The 19795-nt window shown below is 74.0% G+C and carries 19 protein-coding genes; 8 read left to right on the forward strand and 11 right to left on the reverse strand.

Features of this window, described 5'->3' with window-relative positions:
• The first annotated feature begins 19 nt into the window (after positions 1–19).
• The 3 genes from CO540_RS14755 (at position 20) to CO540_RS14765 (ending at position 3823) form a co-directional block, all read left to right on the forward strand.
• On the forward strand, positions 20–532 hold the full coding sequence (locus tag CO540_RS14755) for an Lrp/AsnC family transcriptional regulator (protein WP_091581749.1): 513 nt from the start codon (positions 20–22) through the stop codon (positions 530–532).
• Positions 533–1096: 564 nt separating this feature from the next.
• Entirely contained in the window at positions 1097–2443 is a 1347-nt protein-coding gene (locus CO540_RS14760) for an aspartate aminotransferase family protein (protein ID WP_099162499.1), read from the forward strand.
• Positions 2444–2446: 3 nt separating this feature from the next.
• Positions 2447–3823, forward strand: coding sequence for an FAD-binding oxidoreductase (locus CO540_RS14765; protein WP_099162500.1), 1377 nt, complete (start codon positions 2447–2449; stop codon positions 3821–3823).
• Positions 3824–3862: 39 nt separating this feature from the next.
• On the opposite strand, the gene CO540_RS14770 is transcribed toward CO540_RS14765, so the two are convergent.
• Complete coding sequence (locus CO540_RS14770) at positions 3863–4234, reverse strand: DUF3499 domain-containing protein (protein ID WP_091581759.1); 372 nt, start codon at positions 4232–4234, stop codon at positions 3863–3865.
• 153 nt (positions 4235–4387) lie between these two features.
• On the opposite strand from CO540_RS14770, the gene CO540_RS14775 reads away from it, so the two are divergent.
• Positions 4388–4837: a metallopeptidase family protein gene (locus CO540_RS14775; RefSeq protein ID WP_018787548.1), complete on the forward strand. Its 450-nt coding sequence runs from the start codon at positions 4388–4390 to the stop codon at positions 4835–4837.
• Positions 4838–4896: 59 nt separating this feature from the next.
• Here CO540_RS14775 and CO540_RS14780 read toward each other — a convergent pair whose 3' ends face one another.
• The 6 genes from CO540_RS14780 to CO540_RS14805 form a co-directional block, all read right to left on the reverse strand.
• Positions 4897–5157 carry a WhiB family transcriptional regulator gene (locus tag CO540_RS14780; RefSeq protein WP_013284161.1) on the reverse strand — a complete coding sequence of 87 codons (261 nt, stop codon included), beginning with the start codon at positions 5155–5157 and terminating at the stop codon, positions 4897–4899.
• 459 nt (positions 5158–5616) lie between these two features.
• A complete protein-coding gene (locus CO540_RS14785) occupies positions 5617–5958 on the reverse strand; it encodes a phospholipase (protein WP_099162501.1) in 342 nt (113 codons plus the stop codon).
• Positions 5959–5971: 13 nt separating this feature from the next.
• Positions 5972–7369, reverse strand: a complete 1398-nt coding sequence (locus tag CO540_RS14790; RefSeq protein ID WP_099162502.1) for a DUF4331 domain-containing protein — start codon at positions 7367–7369, stop codon at positions 5972–5974.
• 72 nt (positions 7370–7441) lie between these two features.
• On the reverse strand, positions 7442–7735 hold the full coding sequence (locus CO540_RS14795) for a hypothetical protein (RefSeq protein ID WP_091581768.1): 294 nt from the start codon (positions 7733–7735) through the stop codon (positions 7442–7444).
• A 151-nt stretch (positions 7736–7886) separates the two neighbouring features.
• On the reverse strand, positions 7887–10406 hold the full coding sequence (locus tag CO540_RS14800; RefSeq protein WP_099162503.1) for a bifunctional FO biosynthesis protein CofGH: 2520 nt from the start codon (positions 10404–10406) through the stop codon (positions 7887–7889).
• 141 nt (positions 10407–10547) lie between these two features.
• Entirely contained in the window at positions 10548–11510 is a 963-nt protein-coding gene (locus CO540_RS14805) for a hypothetical protein (RefSeq protein ID WP_091581775.1), read from the reverse strand.
• A 99-nt stretch (positions 11511–11609) separates the two neighbouring features.
• Here CO540_RS14805 and cofD point away from each other — a divergent pair, with 99 nt between their 5' ends.
• Together cofD and CO540_RS14815 are read left to right on the forward strand one after the other, a co-directional pair.
• On the forward strand, positions 11610–12557 hold the full coding sequence (gene cofD, locus CO540_RS14810; RefSeq protein ID WP_099164770.1) for a 2-phospho-L-lactate transferase: 948 nt from the start codon (positions 11610–11612) through the stop codon (positions 12555–12557).
• A complete protein-coding gene (locus CO540_RS14815; RefSeq protein ID WP_099162504.1) occupies positions 12554–13639 on the forward strand; it encodes a coenzyme F420-0:L-glutamate ligase in 1086 nt (361 codons plus the stop codon). The genes cofD and CO540_RS14815 overlap by 4 nt, the downstream gene beginning before the upstream one ends.
• Before the next feature lie 27 nt (positions 13640–13666).
• Here the strand turns inward: CO540_RS14815 and CO540_RS14820 are convergent, their stop codons facing one another.
• The gene (locus tag CO540_RS14820) at positions 13667–14665 is read right to left on the reverse strand and encodes a helix-turn-helix transcriptional regulator (RefSeq protein WP_099162505.1); all 999 of its coding nucleotides are present in this window, start codon (positions 14663–14665) and stop codon (positions 13667–13669) included.
• Between the two features lie 243 nt (positions 14666–14908).
• Positions 14909–15946 carry a hypothetical protein gene (locus CO540_RS14825; RefSeq protein WP_099162506.1) on the reverse strand — a complete coding sequence of 346 codons (1038 nt, stop codon included), beginning with the start codon at positions 15944–15946 and terminating at the stop codon, positions 14909–14911.
• Positions 15947–15985: 39 nt separating this feature from the next.
• On the opposite strand from CO540_RS14825, the gene CO540_RS14830 reads away from it, so the two are divergent.
• Positions 15986–16564 (forward strand): NUDIX hydrolase, encoded by a 579-nt coding sequence (locus CO540_RS14830; RefSeq protein WP_099162507.1) that lies wholly within the window; start codon positions 15986–15988, stop codon positions 16562–16564.
• Positions 16565–16594: 30 nt separating this feature from the next.
• Here the strand turns inward: CO540_RS14830 and CO540_RS14835 are convergent, their stop codons facing one another.
• Entirely contained in the window at positions 16595–17686 is a 1092-nt protein-coding gene (locus CO540_RS14835) for a mannose-1-phosphate guanylyltransferase (protein ID WP_098746051.1), read from the reverse strand.
• A 63-nt stretch (positions 17687–17749) separates the two neighbouring features.
• Positions 17750–18895 (reverse strand): glycosyltransferase family 1 protein, encoded by a 1146-nt coding sequence (locus CO540_RS14840; protein ID WP_099162508.1) that lies wholly within the window; start codon positions 18893–18895, stop codon positions 17750–17752.
• 150 nt (positions 18896–19045) lie between these two features.
• Here CO540_RS14840 and CO540_RS14845 point away from each other — a divergent pair, with 150 nt between their 5' ends.
• Entirely contained in the window at positions 19046–19741 is a 696-nt protein-coding gene (locus CO540_RS14845; protein WP_099162509.1) for a TIGR03089 family protein, read from the forward strand.
• Positions 19742–19795 lie beyond the last annotated feature (54 nt).

Raw genomic sequence — 19795 nt, forward strand, 5'->3', positions numbered from 1 at the left:
TCGGACATGGGGAGCGGCGATGGCCAACCGGCACCTGGAGAACGGCAACGGCAACCGTCGCGTGACGGTGCGTGACGGCGCCAGCCACGCTCTGCTCGACGACGTGGCAAAGCAGATCATCGAACAGCTCCAGGAGGACGGGCGACGCCCGTACGCGAGCATCGGCAAGGCGGTCGGCCTCTCCGAGGCGGCGGTACGCCAGCGCGTGCAGCGGCTGCTCGACGCCGGCGTCATGCAGATCGTCGCGGTGACCGATCCGCTCCAGCTCGGTTTCCCGCGCCAGGCCATGATCGGGCTGCGCACCGACGGCGACCTGGAGACGGTCGCCGACCGGCTGGCCGAGTTCGAGGAGATCGACTACGTGGTGATCACCGCCGGCTCGTTCGACCTGCTGGCCGAGGTGGTCTGCCGCAACGACGCGCACCTGCTGGAGATCCTGCAGAAGCTGCGCGGGGTGGCCGGGGTGGTCTCCACCGAGGCGTTCGTCTACCTGAAGCTGCGCAAGCAGACCTACAGCTGGGGCACCGCCTGAGCCGGTGAAGTCAGGCCGCGCGGTCCCTGCTGTCGCGCGGCAGCGCCCCGGGGAAGGCCCCGCAGCTGTCCGGTCCCCACCGGCCGGAGTCCCCCGCAGTGAGCCTTTCGAGCTGATATCACCGACGACTCAGAGCGGGGAGCGCGAGGCGCGGAGAAGGGCGCCGCGCGGCGGCACGTGGCGCCCGAGCGGCGATCGCGTCGTCCGCGGCGGAGACCTCGGTGAGCCGGCCCAGCGACCCGGCGGGCCCGCTTCCTCGCCGGCCCGACGCACCTGCTCACCGCGGCGCACGTGGGTGGCCGGCCGGCCGTGCATGAGTGCGTGCCTGCGTGCGTGCGTGCGTGCGTCGGGGGCGATATCACCAACGACTCAGCTCGAAAGGCGCTCGACCCGCTACCGAGCCACCCGGGACAGCCGCGAAATCCGTCGCCTACGCGTACACAGATCGCTGAATCCGTTGCTTCCATCCGTCGACAGTTGCGTTATCAGCAATGACTGTGGGATAACCGTGGGCAGAGCGGCCGGTGTCACCCCCTGACCGGCCCGAGACCCGATGGGGCTGACATGGCCAACGCCACCGACCACCTCTGGATGCACTTCACCCGGATGGCCAGCTACTCCGCCGGCGAGGTCCCGACCATCGTGCGCGGCGAGGGCGCCTACGTCTGGGACGCGCAGGGCCGCCGCTACCTGGACGGGCTCGCCGGGCTCTTCGTCGTCAACGCCGGCCACGGCCGGACCGAGCTGGCCGAGGCCGCCGCCAAGCAGGCCGGCGAGCTGGCCTACTTCCCGCTCTGGTCGTACGCCCACCCGACCGCGGTCGAGCTGGCCGAGAAGATCGCCACGCTGACCCCGGGTGACCTGAACCGGGTCTTCTTCACCACCGGCGGCTCGGAGGCCGTCGAGGCGGCCTGGAAGCTGGCCCGGGCCTACTTCAAGCGCACCGGCAAGCCGAACAAGCACAAGGTGGTCAGCCGTTACATCGCCTATCACGGCACCTCGATGGGCGCGCTGTCGATCACCGGTCTCCCCGGCATCAAGAGCGACTTCGAGCCGCTGGTACCCGGCGGCATCAAGGTGCCGAACACCAACTTCTACCGGGCGCCGGAGCACGGCGACGACGCCGAGGCGTTCGGCCGCTGGGCCGCCGAGGAGATCGGCCGGGCGATCGAGCGGGAGGGGCCGGACACGGTCGCCGCGGTCTTCCTGGAGCCGGTGCAGAACTCCGGCGGCTGCTTCCCGCCGCCGCCCGGCTACTTCGAGCGGGTGCGCGAGATCTGCGACACGTACGACGTGCTGCTGGTCAGCGACGAGGTGATCTGCTCCTGGGGCCGGCTCGGCGAGTACTTCGGCGCCACCCGGTACGGCTACCAGCCGGACATCATCACCACGGCCAAGGGCATCACCTCCGGCTACGCCCCGCTCGGCGCGATGATCGCCAGCGACCGGCTGATGGAGCCGTTCCTCACCGAGACCGGCATGTTCGCCCACGGCGTGACGTTCGGCGGCCACCCGGTCTCCTGCGCGGTGGCCCTGGCCAACCTGGAGGTGTTCGCCCGGGAGGACCTGGTCGGGCACGTCCGGGCCAACGAGGACGCGTTCCGGTCCACCCTGGAGAAGCTGCACGACCTGCCGATCGTGGGTGACGTGCGGGGGGACGGCTACTTCTACGGCATCGAACTGGTCAAGGACAAGACGACCCGGGAGACGTTCGACGAGGCCGAGTCCGAGCGGCTGCTGCGCGGTTTCCTCTCCACCGCGCTGTTCGACGCCGGGCTCTACTGCCGGGCCGACGACCGGGGCGACCCGGTGGTGCAGCTCGCCCCGCCGCTGATCGCCGAGCAGCAGCAGTTCGACGAGATCGAGCAGATCCTGCGCGCGGTGCTGACCGAGGCGTGGTCGCGGCTGTAGACCGTGGGCTACCAGGACCTGTCGTACTGGCTGTCCAGCCTGGACGAGCCGCTGACGCCGCGAGCCGGGTTGCCCGGCGACACGGACGCCGACGTGGCGATCGTGGGCGCCGGGTACACCGGGCTGTGGACGGCCTTCTACCTGGCCGAGGCCGACCCGACGCTACGGATCGTGGTGCTGGAGCGGGAGATCGCCGGGTACGGCGCCTCCGGCCGCAACGGCGGCTGGTGCTCCGCGCTCTTCCCCACCTCACTGCCGGCGCTGGCCCGCCGGCACGGGCGGGACCGGGCGCTCGCCATGCAGCGGGCCATGCACGACACGGTCCGCGAGGTGGGCCGGGTGGTGGCCGCCGAGGGCGTCGACTGCGACTGGCGGGCCGGCGGCACGGTGGTGCTGGCCCGCACCGGGCCGCAACTCGACCGGGCCCGGGCCGCGGTGGCCGAGGCCCACGCGTACGGGCTGACCGACGACGACCTGGTGCTGCTCGACGCCGCCGAGGCCGCCGCCCGTTGCGCCGCCGACGGGGTACGCGGCGGCACGTACACCCCGCACTGCGCGGCCGTGCACCCGGCGAAGCTGGTCCGGGGGCTGGCCCGGGCGGTGGAGCGCCGGGGCGTACGCCTGCACGAGCGCACCCCGGTGACCGCGCTGCGGCCCGGGGCGGCGGTGACCCCGGCGGGCGTGGTGCGGGCGCCGGTGGTGGTCCGCGCGACCGAGGGCTTCACCCCGGCGCTGCCCGGGCACCGGCGGTCGGTCGCGCCGGTCTACTCGCTGATGGTGGCCACGCCGCCGCTGCCGGAGGAGACGTGGGCCCGGATCGGCCTGGCCGAACGGGAGACGTTCTCCGACCACCGGCACGTCATCGTCTACGGCCAGCGCACCGCCGACGGGCGGCTCGCCTTCGGCGGCCGGGGCGCCCCCTACCACTACGGCTCCCGGGTGCGGCCCGACTTCGACCGGGAGCCCCGGGTGTTCGCGGCGTTGCGCCGGGCGCTCGGTGAACTGTTCCCGGTGCTCGGGCCGGACGTGCCGGTGACGCACGCCTGGGGCGGTCCGCTCGGGGTGGCCCGGGACTGGGCCGCCTCGGTGGGGCTGGACCGCCGCACCGAACTGGCCTGGGCCGGGGGCTACGTCGGCGACGGCGTCGGCACCAGCAACCTGGCCGGCCGTACGCTGGCCGACCTGATCACGGGCCGGGAGAGCGACCTGACCGCGCTGCCCTGGGTCGGGCACCGCTCCCCGCGCTGGGAGCCCGAGCCGCTGCGCTGGCTCGCGATGAACGCCGGCCTGAGAGTCATGTCGTCCGCCGACGAGACCGAACTCCGCACCCACCGCCCCGCCCGCCGGGCCGCCCTCTTCAGCCGCTTCCTCGGCCACTGACCCCGCCCTCGCGGGCGGCCGGCGCCCAGGGGGCGCGGGTCAGTGGTTGGGCGGGATGACCCGGAGGTGGCCCCGGCGGCCCTGCTGGTGCGGGGGCTGGGGGGAGGGCTGGTCGTCGGACGGAGGGCGGGGCGGGGCCGGGCGGGCGGCCTCACGGACCGCCTCGGCCAGCGCCACCAGGTCGTCCGTGGTGGGTGGCGGCGGCTCGAACTCACCCTCGTGCCGGACCACGTCCCAGCCGCGCGGGGCGGTCAGGTTGCGGGCGTGCGGCTCACAGAGGTCGTACGTGTGCGGTTCGGCGAACGCCGCGAGCGGGCCCACCACCGCCGTCGACTCGTTGTAGACATAGGTCAATGTGGCGACCGCTTGCCGGGGGCAGCCGTTACGGGAGCAGCGCCGTGGTGACCTCACGGCGGCAGGGTATCCCCATTACCGGGTCCGGCGCACCGCTTCGCGTTACGACACGCCCGTCATGGTGATCACAATTCGTCCGGTCGGCGCACCGGCACGCCGGTCGACCGCACCACGGCGGTCCGGCCCGGTGGCCGGGCTACCCTGTGCCTCATGACCAGCCCGCAGAACCGCCGCCCCGGCTCCGGCCGGCGTACCCACCGCGACCGGCACGGTCGGGGGCTGCGCGGGCGTCTGGTGCCGGCCACCGTGCCGTTGGCCCGGACCAAGGCCGAGGTCTTCGACGACCTGGTGCTCGACACGGTGGAGACGCTCGAACGCCGGTTCGCCAAGGAGCTGGCCGGGGTCGAGTTCGCGGTCGAGGACGTCCCGCCGGATCTGAACGTCTACGACTCGGACGTGCTCGAGGACGGCGAGGTACCCCTCGCCCGGCTGCTGCCGGGCCGGCCCGGCCGCCAGGAGGTGCCGCCCCGGATCGTGCTCTACCGGCGGCCGCTGGAGTTCCGCGCGATGGACCGGGAGGACCTCGCCGACCTCGTGCACGACGTGATCATCGAGCAGGTGGCGAACCTGCTCGGCGTCGACCCCGACGAACTGGCCTGACCGGCCGGACGCCGACCGCGCGGACCCGGGCGGCCCCCACCGCCCGGTCCGTACGCTCCTCAGGCGGCGACCCGCCGCTTGAGCTTGCGCCGCTCCCGTTCGGAGAGGCCGCCCCAGATCCCGAACCGCTCGTCGTGGCCGAGCGCGTACTCCAGACATTCCGTCTTCACTTCACACCGCGAGCAGATGCGCTTCGCCTCGCGGGTCGAGCCGCCCTTCTCGGGAAAGAACGCCTCCGGGTCGGTCTGCGAGCAGAGCGCCCGCTCCTGCCACTCCGGCGCGTTCCCGAGCAGGTCGGCCACCTCGAGCTGGCCGTCCATCGATTGCCTCCTTGTCGCGCACCGGCGTCATTCGCCGCTGCAACCCCCCACGCGAAAGGCGTGCCTGTCCGTACGGACCTGTTTTGTTGCGTTCCGTGCGAACAACCCCATTCAAATTACACGCGTGTAATGCGTGCGCCGTCAAGCCAAACTTGATAATGGAGTCGCCCTCCCGACACGACCGGGACGACCGCTGCGGCCGCCCGTAGCCTCGCAACCTGCCCTATCGATTCAGACCCCGGACGAGTAACGCCCTCCCCGGCGAGTTGCCCCAAGTTTTCTGCCGTGGCGCGCCCTCGGGTGGGCCGGCCGGACGCCCCCGCCGGCCGCCGTTCCAAGATCAGAATTGGTGGGCCAAAGGGTAACGCGCCCGTCGCGGTACCGCCCGTCGAGCCGGTCAACGCCGACCGCGCCCCGTCCATCATGTGGACGGGGCGCGGGGGCCGGCGCGGCGGTCGGTCAGTCCAACCGGGGCGGTGAACTGCTCGGCCAGGCGAATTCGGTGATCGCTCCACCGGTGACGGAGATCGCGCCGGCGGGCGTGACATCGTCCCACCAGACGGTATAAGGGCCGGCCTCCAGGTCCGGGTAGACGGCACTGTGGAAGACGCCGTCGCGCACGTGCCGCTCCCGGACGGCGGAGTGGGTGCGGGGTCCGTCCCGGTCCGCGCGGCTGATCTCGATCTCCCGCCCGTGCAGCTCCCGGCCGGTGTGGATGATCAGCGCGCCGGAGTCGCCGCCGAGGTCGAGCACGACCGTGCCGCTGAACGACGGTCCCATGTCGTGGTGCTGGTGCGGCATGCCCGCGCTCCCGTCAGGACTTCTTCGCCGGCGGGTTGTTGAACCCGTCGTACGGCGTGCCGAGGAACGGGAAGTCGCCGAGGAACGGCGCGGTCACGTCGCCCGCGTCCAGCCCCGGGGTGACCGCCGCCGCGGCGGCGTCCGGCTTGAACGTCTTGTCCACCAGCGGGACGGTGAGCCCGGCGATCGCCCGCAGCGCGATGGTCACCACGTCGTCGCCCACCCGGCGGCCGTTCGGGAAGCCGGCCAGGTCGCCGCCGAGCACGCCGAACCGGTCCGGCTTGCGGCTGGGCCGGATCGCCGTGTTCAGGCGCAGCATGTCGGCCTGCACGTCGCCGGTGGTGTTGGCGAAGCCGTCGATCAGCCCGGCCGGTACGCCGGTGAGCAGGATCGCCACCAGGTCGGCGCGCGGCTTCTTGGCCTTGTTCAGCGCGTCCAGGTTGGGGAAGACGCCCGGGTAGAGCGTCGGCAGCAGGGCGGCCAGCTCGGGGCGCTCGACGAAGCCGGCGAACCGCTTGTCCTCCGACGGCGGCAGCGTGTTCCACAGGTCCTTCTTGGACATCGGCACGATGACCTCGTTGAACAACGGGTTGCCGAGTCGTGACACCTGGGTGAAGGGGCCGGCGGCCGTGTCCGCGGCCACCCGCTCGCCCAGCACCCGGACCTGCTGGCGCGACGCGCTGGTCCAGACGCCGATGGTGGACGCACGGTCGGCGTAGCCGTACCGGCTGGCCCGGCGGCGCACCTTGCTCAGCGGCACCTGCACCGCGATGCTGTGCACGTTCAGCCGGTCCAGCGCGTTGACCGGCTCGCCCTCGGTCTTGAACAGCTTCTTCCCGGCCACGTGCAGCTGCTGGAACGGCCGCAGCGTGCCCAGGTCGAACACCGCGCCCAGGTCCACGAAGAACCCGTCGGCCCGCTGGCCGGCGAAGACCTTCTCCCCGGTGGACAGCTTGAACGTCGCCTGCTTCACCAGGTTCTGATAGTTCGGCGTGGACAGCGGGCCCACGTTGCACGGCGGGCAGGGCAGCTTGTGCGCCAGCACGTGCTCACGCCCGTCCGCGATCCGGGTCAGCCGGTAGAACTGGCGCCGGTTCCAGTTCTTGCTCTCCAGCGACTCGATCGGCCCGGTGTTGTAGAGAAAACTGTTCTGGTTCGTGATCTCGGTGGTGAATTCGAAACGATAGGTGACGTCCGGATAGCCGTCGCCGTCGTTGTCGACGTGAATCTCGTACCGGACGTCGTCGCCGAACTCGAAGAAGTTGGGGCCGCCGGAGGGGAGCTGCACCGGCACGTAGTTGGCGATCAACGTGACCGTGTCCGGCTGGCTCGGACTGACGAACGCGTAGAGATCGGAGCTGTCGGCGACCGGATCCTTGGCGATCTCCGGGGCCTCACGGTGAGAGGACATGGCGGACCACACCTTCGTCGGGTGAACGGAAGTCGGGACCGGCGGCGGGAGCCCGCGCCGGGAGGGGCGGGATCAGCGGCGGCCGGCGGCGCGCACCAGGCGGTCGGCCAGACCCCGGTCGCGCACCTGGACCCGGGTCGTACCGACGAAGACGTCCATCGCGCCGGTGGCGGCGTCGCGGAGATGGACCACGATCGGCTCGTCGCGCCGGCTCGCGGTCGGGGCGTTCTGCGCGGCGGACAGGCCCGGCACGGTGAGCGCGGCCGCGCCCAGGGTGGCGCTCGCGGCGGCGGTCAACGTCTGCCGCCGGGTCAGCCGCGGCCAGGGCCGCCGCTTGGGGGCGTCGGTGGTCTCGTCAGTGCTCATCGGCAACCTTTCCGGGCCGGCGCCGCGGCGCCGCGGGGGCCGGGCACCCGGACGCCGCCGGGTCCCCGGGCTGGGGGTCACCGGCGGCGGTCCTCGCCGCAACCGCCGCCGGCATCGACAGGTACGGCCGGCGGCGGGGAAAGGTTCGACGTCAGGCGCCGGTGTGACCGTACGCGGTCGTCCGCTTGCGGAACGGTCGCCCGGCGGCCGAGGCGATCGCCCGCAACTGCTCCTCGGTACGCGCCGAACCGTTGCCCGACCCGGCCATCCGGGAGATGGTCTCCTCCATCAGCGTGCCGCCGAGGTCGTTGCAGCCGCCCCGCAGCATCTCCACCGTGCCCGCGTCGCCGAGCTTCACCCAGGAGCACTGGATGTTGTCGATCCGACCGTGCAGCAGCAGCCTGGCCATCGCGTGCACCGCCCGGTTCTCCCGCCAGGTCGGCCCCGGGCGGGCGATGCCGGCCAGGTAGATCGGCGCGTTGGTGTGCACGAACGGCAGCGCCACGAACTCGGTGAACCCGCCGGTGCGGTCCTGGATGCCGGCCAGCACCCGGAAGTGGGCCAGCCACTGGCCCGGGTGGTCGACGTGGCCGTACATCATCGTGGAGCTGGACCGGATGCCCAGCTCGTGGGCCGTGCTCACCACGTCGACCCAGGCGGCGGCCGGCAGCTTGCCCTTGGTGAGCACCCAGCGCACGTCGTCGTCGAGGATCTCGGCGGCGGTGCCCGGGATGGTGTCCAGCCCGGCCTCGCGCAGCATGCCGAGCCACTCCCGCACCGGCACCCCGGCCTTCGCCGCGGCGGTGACGATCTCCATCGGGGAGAACGCGTGCACGTGCATGCCCGGCACCCGCGCCTTGATCGCCCGGACGATGTCGGCGTAGCCGGTGACCGGCATCTTCGGGTCGATCCCGCCCTGGAGGCACACCTCGGTGGCGCCGGCCGCCCACGCCTCCTCGGCCCGGTCGGCCACCTGCTCCAGCGGCAGCCGGAACGCGTCGGCGTCGCTCTCCCGCTGGGCGAAGGCGCAGAACCGGCAGCCCACGTAGCAGACGTTGGTGAAGTTGATGTTCCGGTTGACCACGTAGGTCACGTCGTCGCCGACCGCGTCCCGGCGCACGTCGTCGGCGATCCGGCACAACGCGTCCAGCGCCGCGCCGTCCGTGCCGAACAACGCCAGCGCCATGGCCTCGTGCGCCGGCTCCAGCAGCGCGGCCGGGTCGTCCGCGGCCAGCCGCAGGCCCGCGCGCAGATCGGCGTCCACGCCGCCGGATCCGGGTACGCCGGCCGGGCGCGTGACCTTGCTCGCCACCTCGGACCAGTCGCCGTAGACGCTGTCGAAGTCGCCCCGCCGGTCCTCGGTGCGGCCGGTGACGTCGATCGTGACGTGCAGGTCGGTCCGGCCGCCGAAGACCTCCTCCGGCTCCTGCCAGGGCCGTCCCACCGGGCGGGCCGCCTCGACCGCGAGCCCGGTCTCCGGGTCGACGAGCGCGGTGACGTGCGGCAGCAGGCGCGGGTCCAGCCACGGCGCGCCGGCCCGCACGTACTCCGGGTAGACGGTCAGCCGCTCGCGCAGCGTGAAACCCGCGCCCGCGGTGCGCCGGGCCAGCTCGTCCAACTGCGGCCAGGGACGCTCCGGGTTGACGTGGTCGGGCGTGACCGGCGAGACGCCGCCCCAGTCGTCGATGCCGGCGCGCAGCAGCAGGTCGTACTCGCCGGCGATGAGGTTCGGCGGGGCCTGGATCCGGGCCCGCGGGCCGAGCAGCACCCGGGCCACCGCCACGGTCGCGGCCAGGTCGTGCAGTTCGGCGTCCGGCATGCCGCGCATCGCGGTGTCCGGCTTGGCGCGGAAGTTCTGCACGATCACCTCCTGGAGGTGGCCGTACTCCCGCATCGCGCGGCGGATGGCGAACAACGCGTCCACCCGCTCGGCCCGGTTCTCGCCGATGCCGATCAGGATGCCGGTGGTGAACGGCACGCCGACCCGGCCGGCGTCGTCGAGCACCCGCAACCGCACCGCGGGCTCCTTGTCCGGCGAGCCGAAGTGCGGGCCGCCCGGCTCCGACCAGAGCCGGGTCGCGGTGGTCTCCAGCATCATGCCCATGCTGGGCGCGACCGGCTTGAGCCGCTGCAACTCCGACCAGGAGAGCACGCCCGGGTTGAGGTGCGGCAGCAGGCCGGTCTCCTCCAGCACCGCCACCGCGCAGGCGCGCAGATAGTCGAGTGTCGAGTCGTAGCCCCGCTCGTCCAGCCACCGCCGGGCCGCCGGCCAGCGCTCCTCCGGGCGGTCGCCGAGCGTGAACAGCGCCTCCTTGCAGCCCTGTGCGGCGCCCTCGCGGGCGATCGCCAGTACCTCGTCGCGTTCCAGGTAGGCGGCGGGCAGTCGGTGCGGCACGGTGGCGAACGTGCAGTAGTGGCAGCGGTCCCGGCAGAGCCGGGTCAGCGGGACGAAGACCTTCTTGGAGAAGGTCACCACCCCCGGTCGGCCGGCCTCGCGCAGGCCGGCGTCGCGGATGTCCCCGGCGACGCGGAGCAGTTCGTCCAGCGCCGGGCCGCGCGCGGTCAGCAGCGCCGCCGCCTCGTCCGCGTCCAACGCCCGGCCGGTGGCGGCGCGACCGAGCGCCCGCCGGACGCTCGCCTCGGTCGGGACGGGCTCACTGCGATCAACCATCGGCCCAGCCTATGCGGTGCCGCTCGCGGTTCACTCGAGTGTAAGGAGGGGCCCCCGCTCAACGCCTCCGGTAGAGGCGGGGGCCCCTCTTGACGCCGGGCCGCCGGCGGGCGGCGCGTTCCGCCGCCGCCCGCGGCACGGTCACCGGGGCTGGTTCGGGTCCTCGCGGTCGAAACGCTGGGTGCGCTCGTCCCCGGCCGGGGAGGCGGGCTGGCCCGGCTCGGCGGGCTGACGCGGGATCGCCTGCGTCGGGTCCGCCGACGGCGGCTGGCCGAAGGGCGGGGCCGGCTGCGGGGCGCCGTACTGCGGCCCACCGAACGGCGGGCTCGACTGCGGGGCGGCCGGCGGCTGGCCGAACGGCGGGCTCGACTGCGGGGCGTGCGGCGGGGCGGTGTTGAACGGCGGCGCCGACTGCGGCGGGCCGTACGGGCCGGCCTGCGGCCAACCGGGCTGCGGCGGGCCGCCCGCCTGCGGGTAGCCGGCCGGGGGCTGACCCGGCTGCGGCGGCACACCGGCCGGCGGGTAGCCGCCCGGCGCCGGGTAGCCGCCCGGCTGGCCGGGCTGCTGCGGCCAGCCCGGCTGGGCCTGGCCGTAGACACCGGGCTGCGGCTTGGGCTTCGGCACGTAATAGAGCCGGCGCCAGACCGTGAACACCACGTACGCGGCGACCGCGAAGACGGCGAGCCAGGCCACCCGGGTGAGCAGCCCGAGGAACGCGTCCAGCACCTCGCCGTCGGCGAGCCGGCCGACCAGCCAGATCAGGAACGTCAACGCGCCGAAGAAGGCGGCGACGCCGTACTCGACCAACGCCACCAGGGTGATCAGTTTCGCCTTCGGCAGCACCGGGCGGACGTGCGTGGCGAGCAGCACCGCCAGCACCGGCAGGACGGTCGACTCCAGCCCGACGAAGGCGAAGAACGTGCTTCCGGCCCGACCGCTGAACGTGCTGTAGTCGTCGACCGGCACCAGCAGGCGCAGCAGGCCGACGAAGAGCAGCACGGCGTTCGCGCCGAGCAGGACGAGCGCGGCCAGTTCGCGCAGTGGCTTGGTCAGCTGGCTGGCCTGCGCGGCGTCACCGGACGCGGGCTCGGCGGGGCTGGTCACGGACTCCCCCAGGGGACGAAAGCGGACAGTTGCCGACGTGAGCGTAGTCTCTCCGGCCACCCGGCGACCCACGGCGGCACGTGCGGAAGGATGGACGGCATGCGCATCGTGGTTCTGACCGGCGGCATCGGGGGCGCCCGTTTCCTGCTCGGCGTGCGGGCGTACGCCCGCCAGGTGGGCGCCGAGGTGACCGCCGTGGTCAACGTCGGCGACGATCTGCTGCTGCACGGGTTGAAGGTCTGCCCCGACCTGGACAGCGTGCTCTACACGCTCGGCGGCGGCGCCGACCGGGAGCGCGGCTGGGGCCGGGCGGGCGAGACCTGGACGATCAAGACGGAGCTGGCCGCGTACGGCGCGGAGCCCAGCTGGTTCGGCCTCGGCGACAAGGACGTCGCCACCCACCTGGTGCGCACCACCATGCTCAACGCCGGCTACCCGCTGTCGCAGGTCACCGAGGCGCTGGCGACCCGCTGGCGGCCCGGCGTACGCCTGCTGCCGGCGACCGACGACCGCCTGGAGACCCACGTGGTCATCGATGACGAGCAGGGCCGGCGGGCGGTCCACTTCCAGGAGTGGTGGGTGCGCTACCGGGCGGACGTACCCACGCACCGGTTCGTGTTCGTCGGCGCGGAGACGGCGAAGCCCGCCCCCGGCGTGGTGGAGGCGCTCGCCGCCGCGGACGTGGTGTTGATCGCGCCGAGCAACCCGGTGGTCAGCATCGCGCCGGTGCTGGCCGTGCCCGGCCTGCGGGCGGCGGTGGTCGACGGGCCGGCCCCGGTGGTCGGGGTCTCCCCGGTCATCGGCGGCGCGCCGGTGCGCGGCATGGCCGACCGCTGCCTGGCCGTGCTCGGCGTCGAGTGCAGCGCGGCCGGGGTGGGCGGTCTCTACGGCGCCCGCTCCGACGGGGGCCTGCTGGACGGTTGGCTGGTCGCCCCGGAGGACGAGGGCACCACGGTGCCGGGCGTGACGGTCCGCTCGGCGCCGCTGCGGATGACCGACGAGGCGGCGACCGCCGCGATGGTGCGCGCCGCGCTGGAGTTGATGTGAGGCTGGAGATCCTGCCGGTGCCGGGCATCGGCCACGTGACCGAGGGCGACGACCTGGCCGCCCTGATCGCCGGCGCGGCGCCCTGGCTGCGCGACGGCGACGTGCTGGTGGTCACCAGCAAGATCGTGTCGAAGGCGGAGGGCCGGCTGGTCGACGTGCCGGCCGACGGCCCGGAACGGCTCGCCGCGCGCGACCGGGTGCTGGCCGGGGAGACCGTCCGGGTGGTCGCCGCCCGGGGCGCGACCCGGATCGTGCAGACCCACCACGGGTTCGTGATGGCCTCCGCCGGCATCGACGCCTCCAACGTGGACAAGACCCGGCTGGTGCTCCTGCCGGTGGACCCGGACGCCTCCGCCCGGGCGCTGCGGGCCGCGCTGCGCGACCGGCACGGTCTCGACGTGGCCGTCGTCGTCAGCGACACCATGGGCCGCCCGTGGCGCAACGGGCTCACCGACGTGGCGCTCGGGGTGGCCGGCATGCCGGCGATCCGCGACCACCGGGGCGAGGTCGACCCGTACGGCAACGAGCTCCAGCTCACCCAGATGGCCGTGGTCGACGAGCTGGCGGCCGCCGGCGAGCTGATCAAGGGCAAGTGCGACCAGGTCCCGGTCGCCGTCGTCCGTGGCTACCTCACCGCGACCGGCGACGACGACGAGGGCGCCCGGGCCCTGGTGCGGGACGCCTCGATGGACCTGTTCTCGCTCGGCACGGCCGAGGCGCGCGCGGACGGGCTGCGGGCGGCGGCCACGCTTCCCGACACGACCGGCGCCATCCCGGCCGACCCGGACGCGGTGGCGCGGGCGGTCGCCGCGGTGGCCGAGGTGGTCGTCCCCGGCACCGTCTTCACCCACGTCACCGACGACGAGGTACGCGCCGGGCTCGCCGCCACCGTGCCCGGCTGGCCCGCCTCGGCCACCGGCCTGGTGCTCGGCGCGGCGCCGACCCCGGTCGGCCGGGCCGACCTGGTCCGGTTCGGCGCCGACCTGCAACGCCTGCGCACCGCGCTGGCCGCCGAGGGGATCGGGTCCGCCCTGCTGCCCCCGCCGGCCGGCAGCACGGCGAGCGCCACGTTGGCGCTCTGACCGGCGCCCCCGCGGGCCACGGCCCGGTCAGGACTCCAGGACGGCTCGGCCGAGCGGGGTCAGCGTGTGCAGGACGGTGTTGCGGTCGCGGTGGCTGACCAGCAGCCCGGCGTTGCGCAGCACGGTGGTGTGCTGGCTGGCCGCGGCGGCGGAGATGTGCAGTCGGCGGGCCATCTCGCCGGTGGTGCAGCCCTCGTCGGCGGCCTGGAGCACCGAGGCGCGGGTGCGGCCGAGCAGGGCGGCCAGCGCGTCGCTCTGGCCGGCGCCACCGTCCCGCGCGGCGCCACCGCCGGGCGTGAGGCCGCCGAGCCGGTCGACCGGGTAGACCAGCACCGGGGGCAGGGTCGGGTCGACCAGCGCCACGGGCGTGCGGGAGCAGAAGAACGACGGCACGAGCAGCAGGCCCCGGCCGTCCAGGTGCAGCTCCCGGGTGTCCGGGTAGTCGAGCACCTCGAGCACCCCGCCGCCCCAGCGCATGCTGGGTCGCAGGCTGGCCAGCAGCCCCTCGGCGCCGCCGTCGAGCATGGCCCGGGCGCGCCGGGCCCGGTCCGCCTCGACCGCGGCCTGCACCCGGGTCCAGTACGGGGTGACCGCCAGCGACTGGTAGCGCGCCATGGCCTCGGTGAGGTGGTGCAGCATCTCCGGCTCGCCCCGGGCGAGCGCCGTCGCCGAGGGGGGTAGCGGGTTCTCGCTGGCGAGCAGGGTCAGGTCGCGGCGGAGCATGTCGGCCGGCGTGCCCCGGACGGCTTCCAGCCCGGCCTCGAAGCCGTCCCGGCTGGCGGACGGCGTGAGGAAGTCGGGAAAGTAGCCACGCGGCGGGTTGAGCGCGAGAAGCAGGCGGTAGCGCTCGGCGCCGGTGTCGGACCGCAGCCCGTGCGCCACGGTGCGTCGCCAGGTCGTCATCAGTGGGTCACGACCGCGACCCTGGAGCAGGTGCACACTGAGGACCAGCTCCCAGAGCGGGTCCGCGGCCGGGGCGACCCGGGTCCGCAGAATGTCCTCACTCGAGAAAATGATCTTCAACATGGAGCGCTCCTGGGCGGACGGCGGGGGCGCACGCCACCCCTGGCACTTTACCCGTCGGTACTAATCTCCATCTTTAAGCGTGACGTGAAAAACCTCGACGCGTAACGGGCCGGTTCGGCAGACTCGTCCTTGCCCGCCGACGCCGGGGCGCAGTGTCGACCCGGTCGCCGGCCGACGGGCGTGGCCGGACGGCACCACGAGGGTCTGCGGATCTGCTCCGCAGGGGTGCCGTCCGGCCCTCGCTCATCCGATCCAGAGCGCCACCCGGTGGTCCTCGTCGGTGACGAAGTACCAGCGTCCCGCCACCTCGGCCAGGCCCTCCACGTGGTGGAACGGCGCCAGCTCCGCCACCGGCTCGGCGGCCACCCGGGCGTCGGCACCGGCCGCGTGGCGGAACCGCACGTGCCGGGACGTCACGTCGCCGCCGTGCGGGTGGTCGTCGAGCAGCACCGAACCCTTGCCCAGCGCGTCGATCGACCCGATCACCGCCGCGTAGCCGCCGTCGTCGGTCGGCGTGATCGCGCGGAAGCCGGCCAACGCCCCGGCCGGCGTCACCCCGGTGAGCGCGTACGCGCCGAGCGCCCGCGGCCAGCGCGCCGCGTCGTCGAACATCTCCGCCACCCCGGCCAGCTCGACGTAGATCGGCTCACCGTCGGCGGTCACCGGGAAGCGCAGCCCGAGCAGCACGGTCCCGTCCGGCGTGAACGCCGCCGCCTCGACGTTGAGCGGGAGGTCGTCCTCGGCCAGCCGGGTCACCCAGCTCTTGGCCCGGGCCGTCCCCCGGGCCACCGTCTCCACGATGAACCGCTGCCGGACCCGCTCGCCCGGTGGCAGCGGGACCAGCGGGGCGGCGGCGAGCGCGTCGTTGACCGCCCGGTGCAGCCGGAAACGGTTGCGCACCACGTGCACGGGAAGAGTGCCGGTCGCCGCGTCGTCCTCCCGGAAGCGGGCCACGAAGGCGCGCCGGGGGCGCAGCGGGCCGCCCTTGGAGCCGAAGTGCGAGCCGAAGACGTAGACCCAGCCGTCGTGGTGGGCGAGCGCCTCGCCGTCCTCGGTGCGGCCGTTCTCCCGGCCCGCGTCGGCGGGCACGTGGTGCGCCACCCACTCGCCGTCGTCGCGTTCCAGCAGCAGGGCCAGGCACTGCTCCACCGGCCCCTCGTCCAGCACGGTCCAGAAGCCGCGCCGCGCGCCGTGCGCCCGCAGCAACGCGGGCGAGCGCACCGGCAGCAGATCGCTGGCCTCGTTGCCGGCCACCAGGAACTCGACGAGTCGCAGGGTCACCGGGCCAGGGTACGGAGGCGGCGCTCGTAGAGTGTCCGGGTGCCCGACACCTCCCGCACCGCGTACGCCCAGTTGCACGCCGATGCCGTCGCGGTGCTGCGCCGCTGGACGGCGACCAGCCCGGCCGCCGCCGCCAACCGGGACCGGACCCTGGCGCTGCTGGCCGCCGGGCCGGTCGCGCTGACGCGGACGCACCGGCCGGGGCACGTCACCGCCAGCGCGCTGGTCCTCGACCCGACCGGCGAGCGGGTGTTGCTCTGCCTGCACGGCAAGTTCCACAAGTGGGTGCAGCTCGGTGGACACTGCGAGCCCGGCGACCGGACCCTGGTCGGCGCGGCGCTGCGTGAAGCCACCGAGGAGTCCGGGATCACCGGCCTGACCGTCGGCCCGGAGCCGATCGACGTGGACGTCCACGCGGTCGCGTGCCAGGGCGGATCGCTGCACTACGACGTCCGGTTCGCGGTGTTCGCGCCGGCGGGTGCGACCGAACGGGTCAGCGCCGAGTCCGACGCGCTGGGCTGGTTCCCGCCGGACCGGCTGCCCACGCCGCTGGCCGGCGGGACCCGCCAGCTGGTGGCGCCGGCGCTGGCCGCGCTGGCCCGTCGCGCCGCCGGGTGACCCACGCCGGCGGCCGACCGACCCGCCGGATCAGACCAGGCTCTCCTCGCCGCGCTCCTTGAGCTGGTCGACGACCTTCTTCACATCCTGCGCCCGGTCGCGGGGGCAGACCAGCAGCGCGTCCGGGGTGTCCACCACGATCAGGTCGTGCACCCCGACGGTGGCGACGAAACGGCCGGAGTGCGGCACTACCACGGTCCCGGTGGTGTCGTGCAGCAGCACACCCGGCTTGGCGTCGCCGCCGAGCACCACGTTGCCGTCGGCGTCACCGGGCAGCACCTCGCCCAGGGTGTGGAAGTCGCCGACGTCGTTCCACCCGAAGTCACCCGGTACGGTCGCCACCCGGCCGGCGGTCGCCGCGCCCTCCATCACCGCGTAGTCGACCGAGATCTTCGGCAGCGTCGGCCAGACCGTGCCGAGCACGTCGTCCTGCTCCGGGGTGCCCCAGGCCGCCGCGATGGCGGTGATCCCGGCGTGCAGCGCCGGCTGCTGGCGGGCCAGCTCGGCCAGGAAGACGTCCACCCGCCAGACGAACATGCTGGCGTTCCAGAGGTGCCGCCCGGACCGGACGTAGCCTTCGGCCACCTCGGCGGCCGGCTTCTCCTTGAACTCGCGCACCGGGCGCAGCGGCCCGTCGCCCAGCGGGTCGCCGGTCTCCAGGTAGCCGTAGCCGGTCTCCGGCCGCGTCGGGGTGATGCCCACCGTCATCAGCAACCCCTGCTCGGCCCCGCCGATCGCCTGCCGCACCACCTCGGCCAGGCGGGCCGGGTCGCCGATCAGGTGGTCGGCGGCGAACGAGCCCATCACCGCGTCCGGCGCCCGCTCGGCGATCACCGCCGCGGCCAGCGCGATGGCCGCGCAGGAGTCCCGCGGGGAGGGCTCGACCAGGATGTTCTCCTCCGGCACACCGGCCAGTTGCCGGGCCACCGCCGCGGCGTGCGCGGCCCCGGTGACCACCAGCGTGCGCTCGGGTGTGGTCAGCGGCGACAACCGGTCGACCGTGGCCTGCAACAGTGAGGCGGAGGTGCCGGTCAGCGGGTGGAGGAACTTGGGATGGCCGGCGCGGGACAGCGGCCACAACCTTGTGCCGCTGCCGCCCGCCGGGATGACGGCGTAGAACATCAGCACATCATGCCCGAAGCGGGCGAGCGCCAGGGTCGGTCGTCGACGACCCGCAGCGGACGCTCAGGAACGCGCCCGGCGCCAGGCGGCGATGTGCACCTCCGCGCTGGACTCCCAGGTGAACTCCTTGGCCCGGTCGAACCCGGCCTTGGCCAGGGAGAGCCGTCGCTGCTCGTCGTCGAGCAGGGCGCCCAGGTCGGTGGCGATCTGGTCCGGGTCCTCGCTGGTGTAGGCCACCGCGTCGCCACCCACCTCGGGCAGGGAGAGCCGCGGCGTGGTGAGCACCGGGGCCGCGCACGCCATCGCCTCCAGGATCGGCAGCCCGAAACCCTCGCCGTAGGACGGGTAGGCGGCGACCAGCGCGCCGCCGAGGAAGCCGGGCAGGTCGGCGTAGCGCAGGTAGCCGGGGCGCAGCAGCCGCAGGTGCGACGGCACCTCGGCCACCGCGCGGTCGATGTCGTCGTCGTGCCCCTGGCCGCCGGCCACCACCAGCACGGGCGGGTTGGGTCGGTCGGCCACCGCCCGGGCCCAGCCCCGGATCAGGTTGGGCACGTTCTTGCGCGGCTCCTTGGCGCCGAGGAACGCGATGTAGCTGCTGTCGCCCAGCCCGAGCCGGGCCCGGACCCGGGCCTTCTCCTCGTCGCCCGGCGCGTGGAAGGCGGCCTGGTCGACGCCGTGGTAGGCCACGTCGATCCGGGTCGGGTCGGCGTCCAGCAGGCGGATCAGCTCGTCCCGGGTGGCCTTGCTGGGCACGATCACCCGGTTGGCCCGGCGCAGCGACGTCTTGATCGCGCTGCGGAAGAACGTCCGGCGCGACTTGTCGTAGTGCTCCGGCTCGGTGAAGAAGGTCGCGTCGTGCACGGTGACCGTCACCGGACAGCCGGCCCGCAGCGGGCAGGTGTAGAACGGCGAGTGCAGGACCTCCGCGTTGACCTGCTGGGCCAGCAGCGGCAGCCCGGTCTGCTCCCAGGCGAGCCGGGCCGGGCGGTGCGCCACGGCGGCCGGGGCGGGGATCACCTCGGCGCCGGGCAGCATCCGGGTGTAGCGCTCCAGGTCGGTGCGCAGGCTCACCACGGCCAGGTCGACGCCGGAGCCGCAGACCCGGCCGAGCGCGCCGAGCAGGCCGTCGACGTACCTACCGACGCCGCCTCGGTCGGCGGGGACACTCGTGGCGTCGATGAGTACGCGGGGCGGACGACCGGCGGTCACGGGGCGACTCCTCAGGTGGCGCGGTTGTGGGGAAGAACACTGTCGGCAAGCCTACGCCGGGCCGGGTGCCCGACGCTGACTGCGACCCGACGGTACGCCGACTTGTCGTTGTCATCGAGTACGCGCCGGGGGCGCGTATCGTTCGCGCCGATGGCCGACAACATTGCCCGGGTCTTCGCCGACGCGATCGCTCCCGACCCCGCCCGACCGTTGCTCACCTGGTATGACGACGCCACCGGCGAGCGCACCGAACTCTCCGGCGCAACGCTGGCGAACTGGGTGGCCAAGACGGCCAACCTGCTCGTCGACGAGGCCGGGGCCGCGCCCGGCGACCCGGTCGGCGTGTTGCTGCCGCCGCACTGGCAGACCGCCGCGGTGCTGCTCGGCTGCTGGTCGGCGAAGACGACGGTGGTCGACCGGCCGACCCCGGTGGACGTGCTGTTCACCGCCGTCGACCGGGTCGACGAGGCAGCCCGGTGGCCGGCCGGCGAGCGGTACGCCCTGGCCCTGGACCCGTTCGCGCTGCCGATGCGGCAGGTGCCGCCGGGCTGCGCCGACTTCGTCGGCGCGGTACGCGGACACGGCGACCACTTCACGCCGTACCCCTCCGGGGGCGAGGCGGACGCGGCGCTGCTGGCCCGCGCACAGGCACGCGCCGCGGAGCTGGGCCTGCGCGCCGGTGACCGCCTCCTGGTCGACGTGACCCGTCACCCCGACCCGGTCGACTGGCTGCTGGCCCCCCTGACCGCCGGCGCCTCCGTCGTCGCCTGCGCCCACCCCGACCCCACCCGCCAAGCCCACCGCGCGACAACGGAACGAACCACCCACACCCTCCCCCTCCCCTGACCCCCGCGATCTTGCACTTGCGGCCCCAGGTTCGGGGCATTCACCCCTTTCGTC

The sequence above is a fragment of the Micromonospora sp. WMMA2032 genome (genome assembly GCF_002688545.1).
In the GTDB taxonomy this organism is placed as follows: domain Bacteria; phylum Actinomycetota; class Actinomycetes; order Mycobacteriales; family Micromonosporaceae; genus Micromonospora; species Micromonospora sediminicola.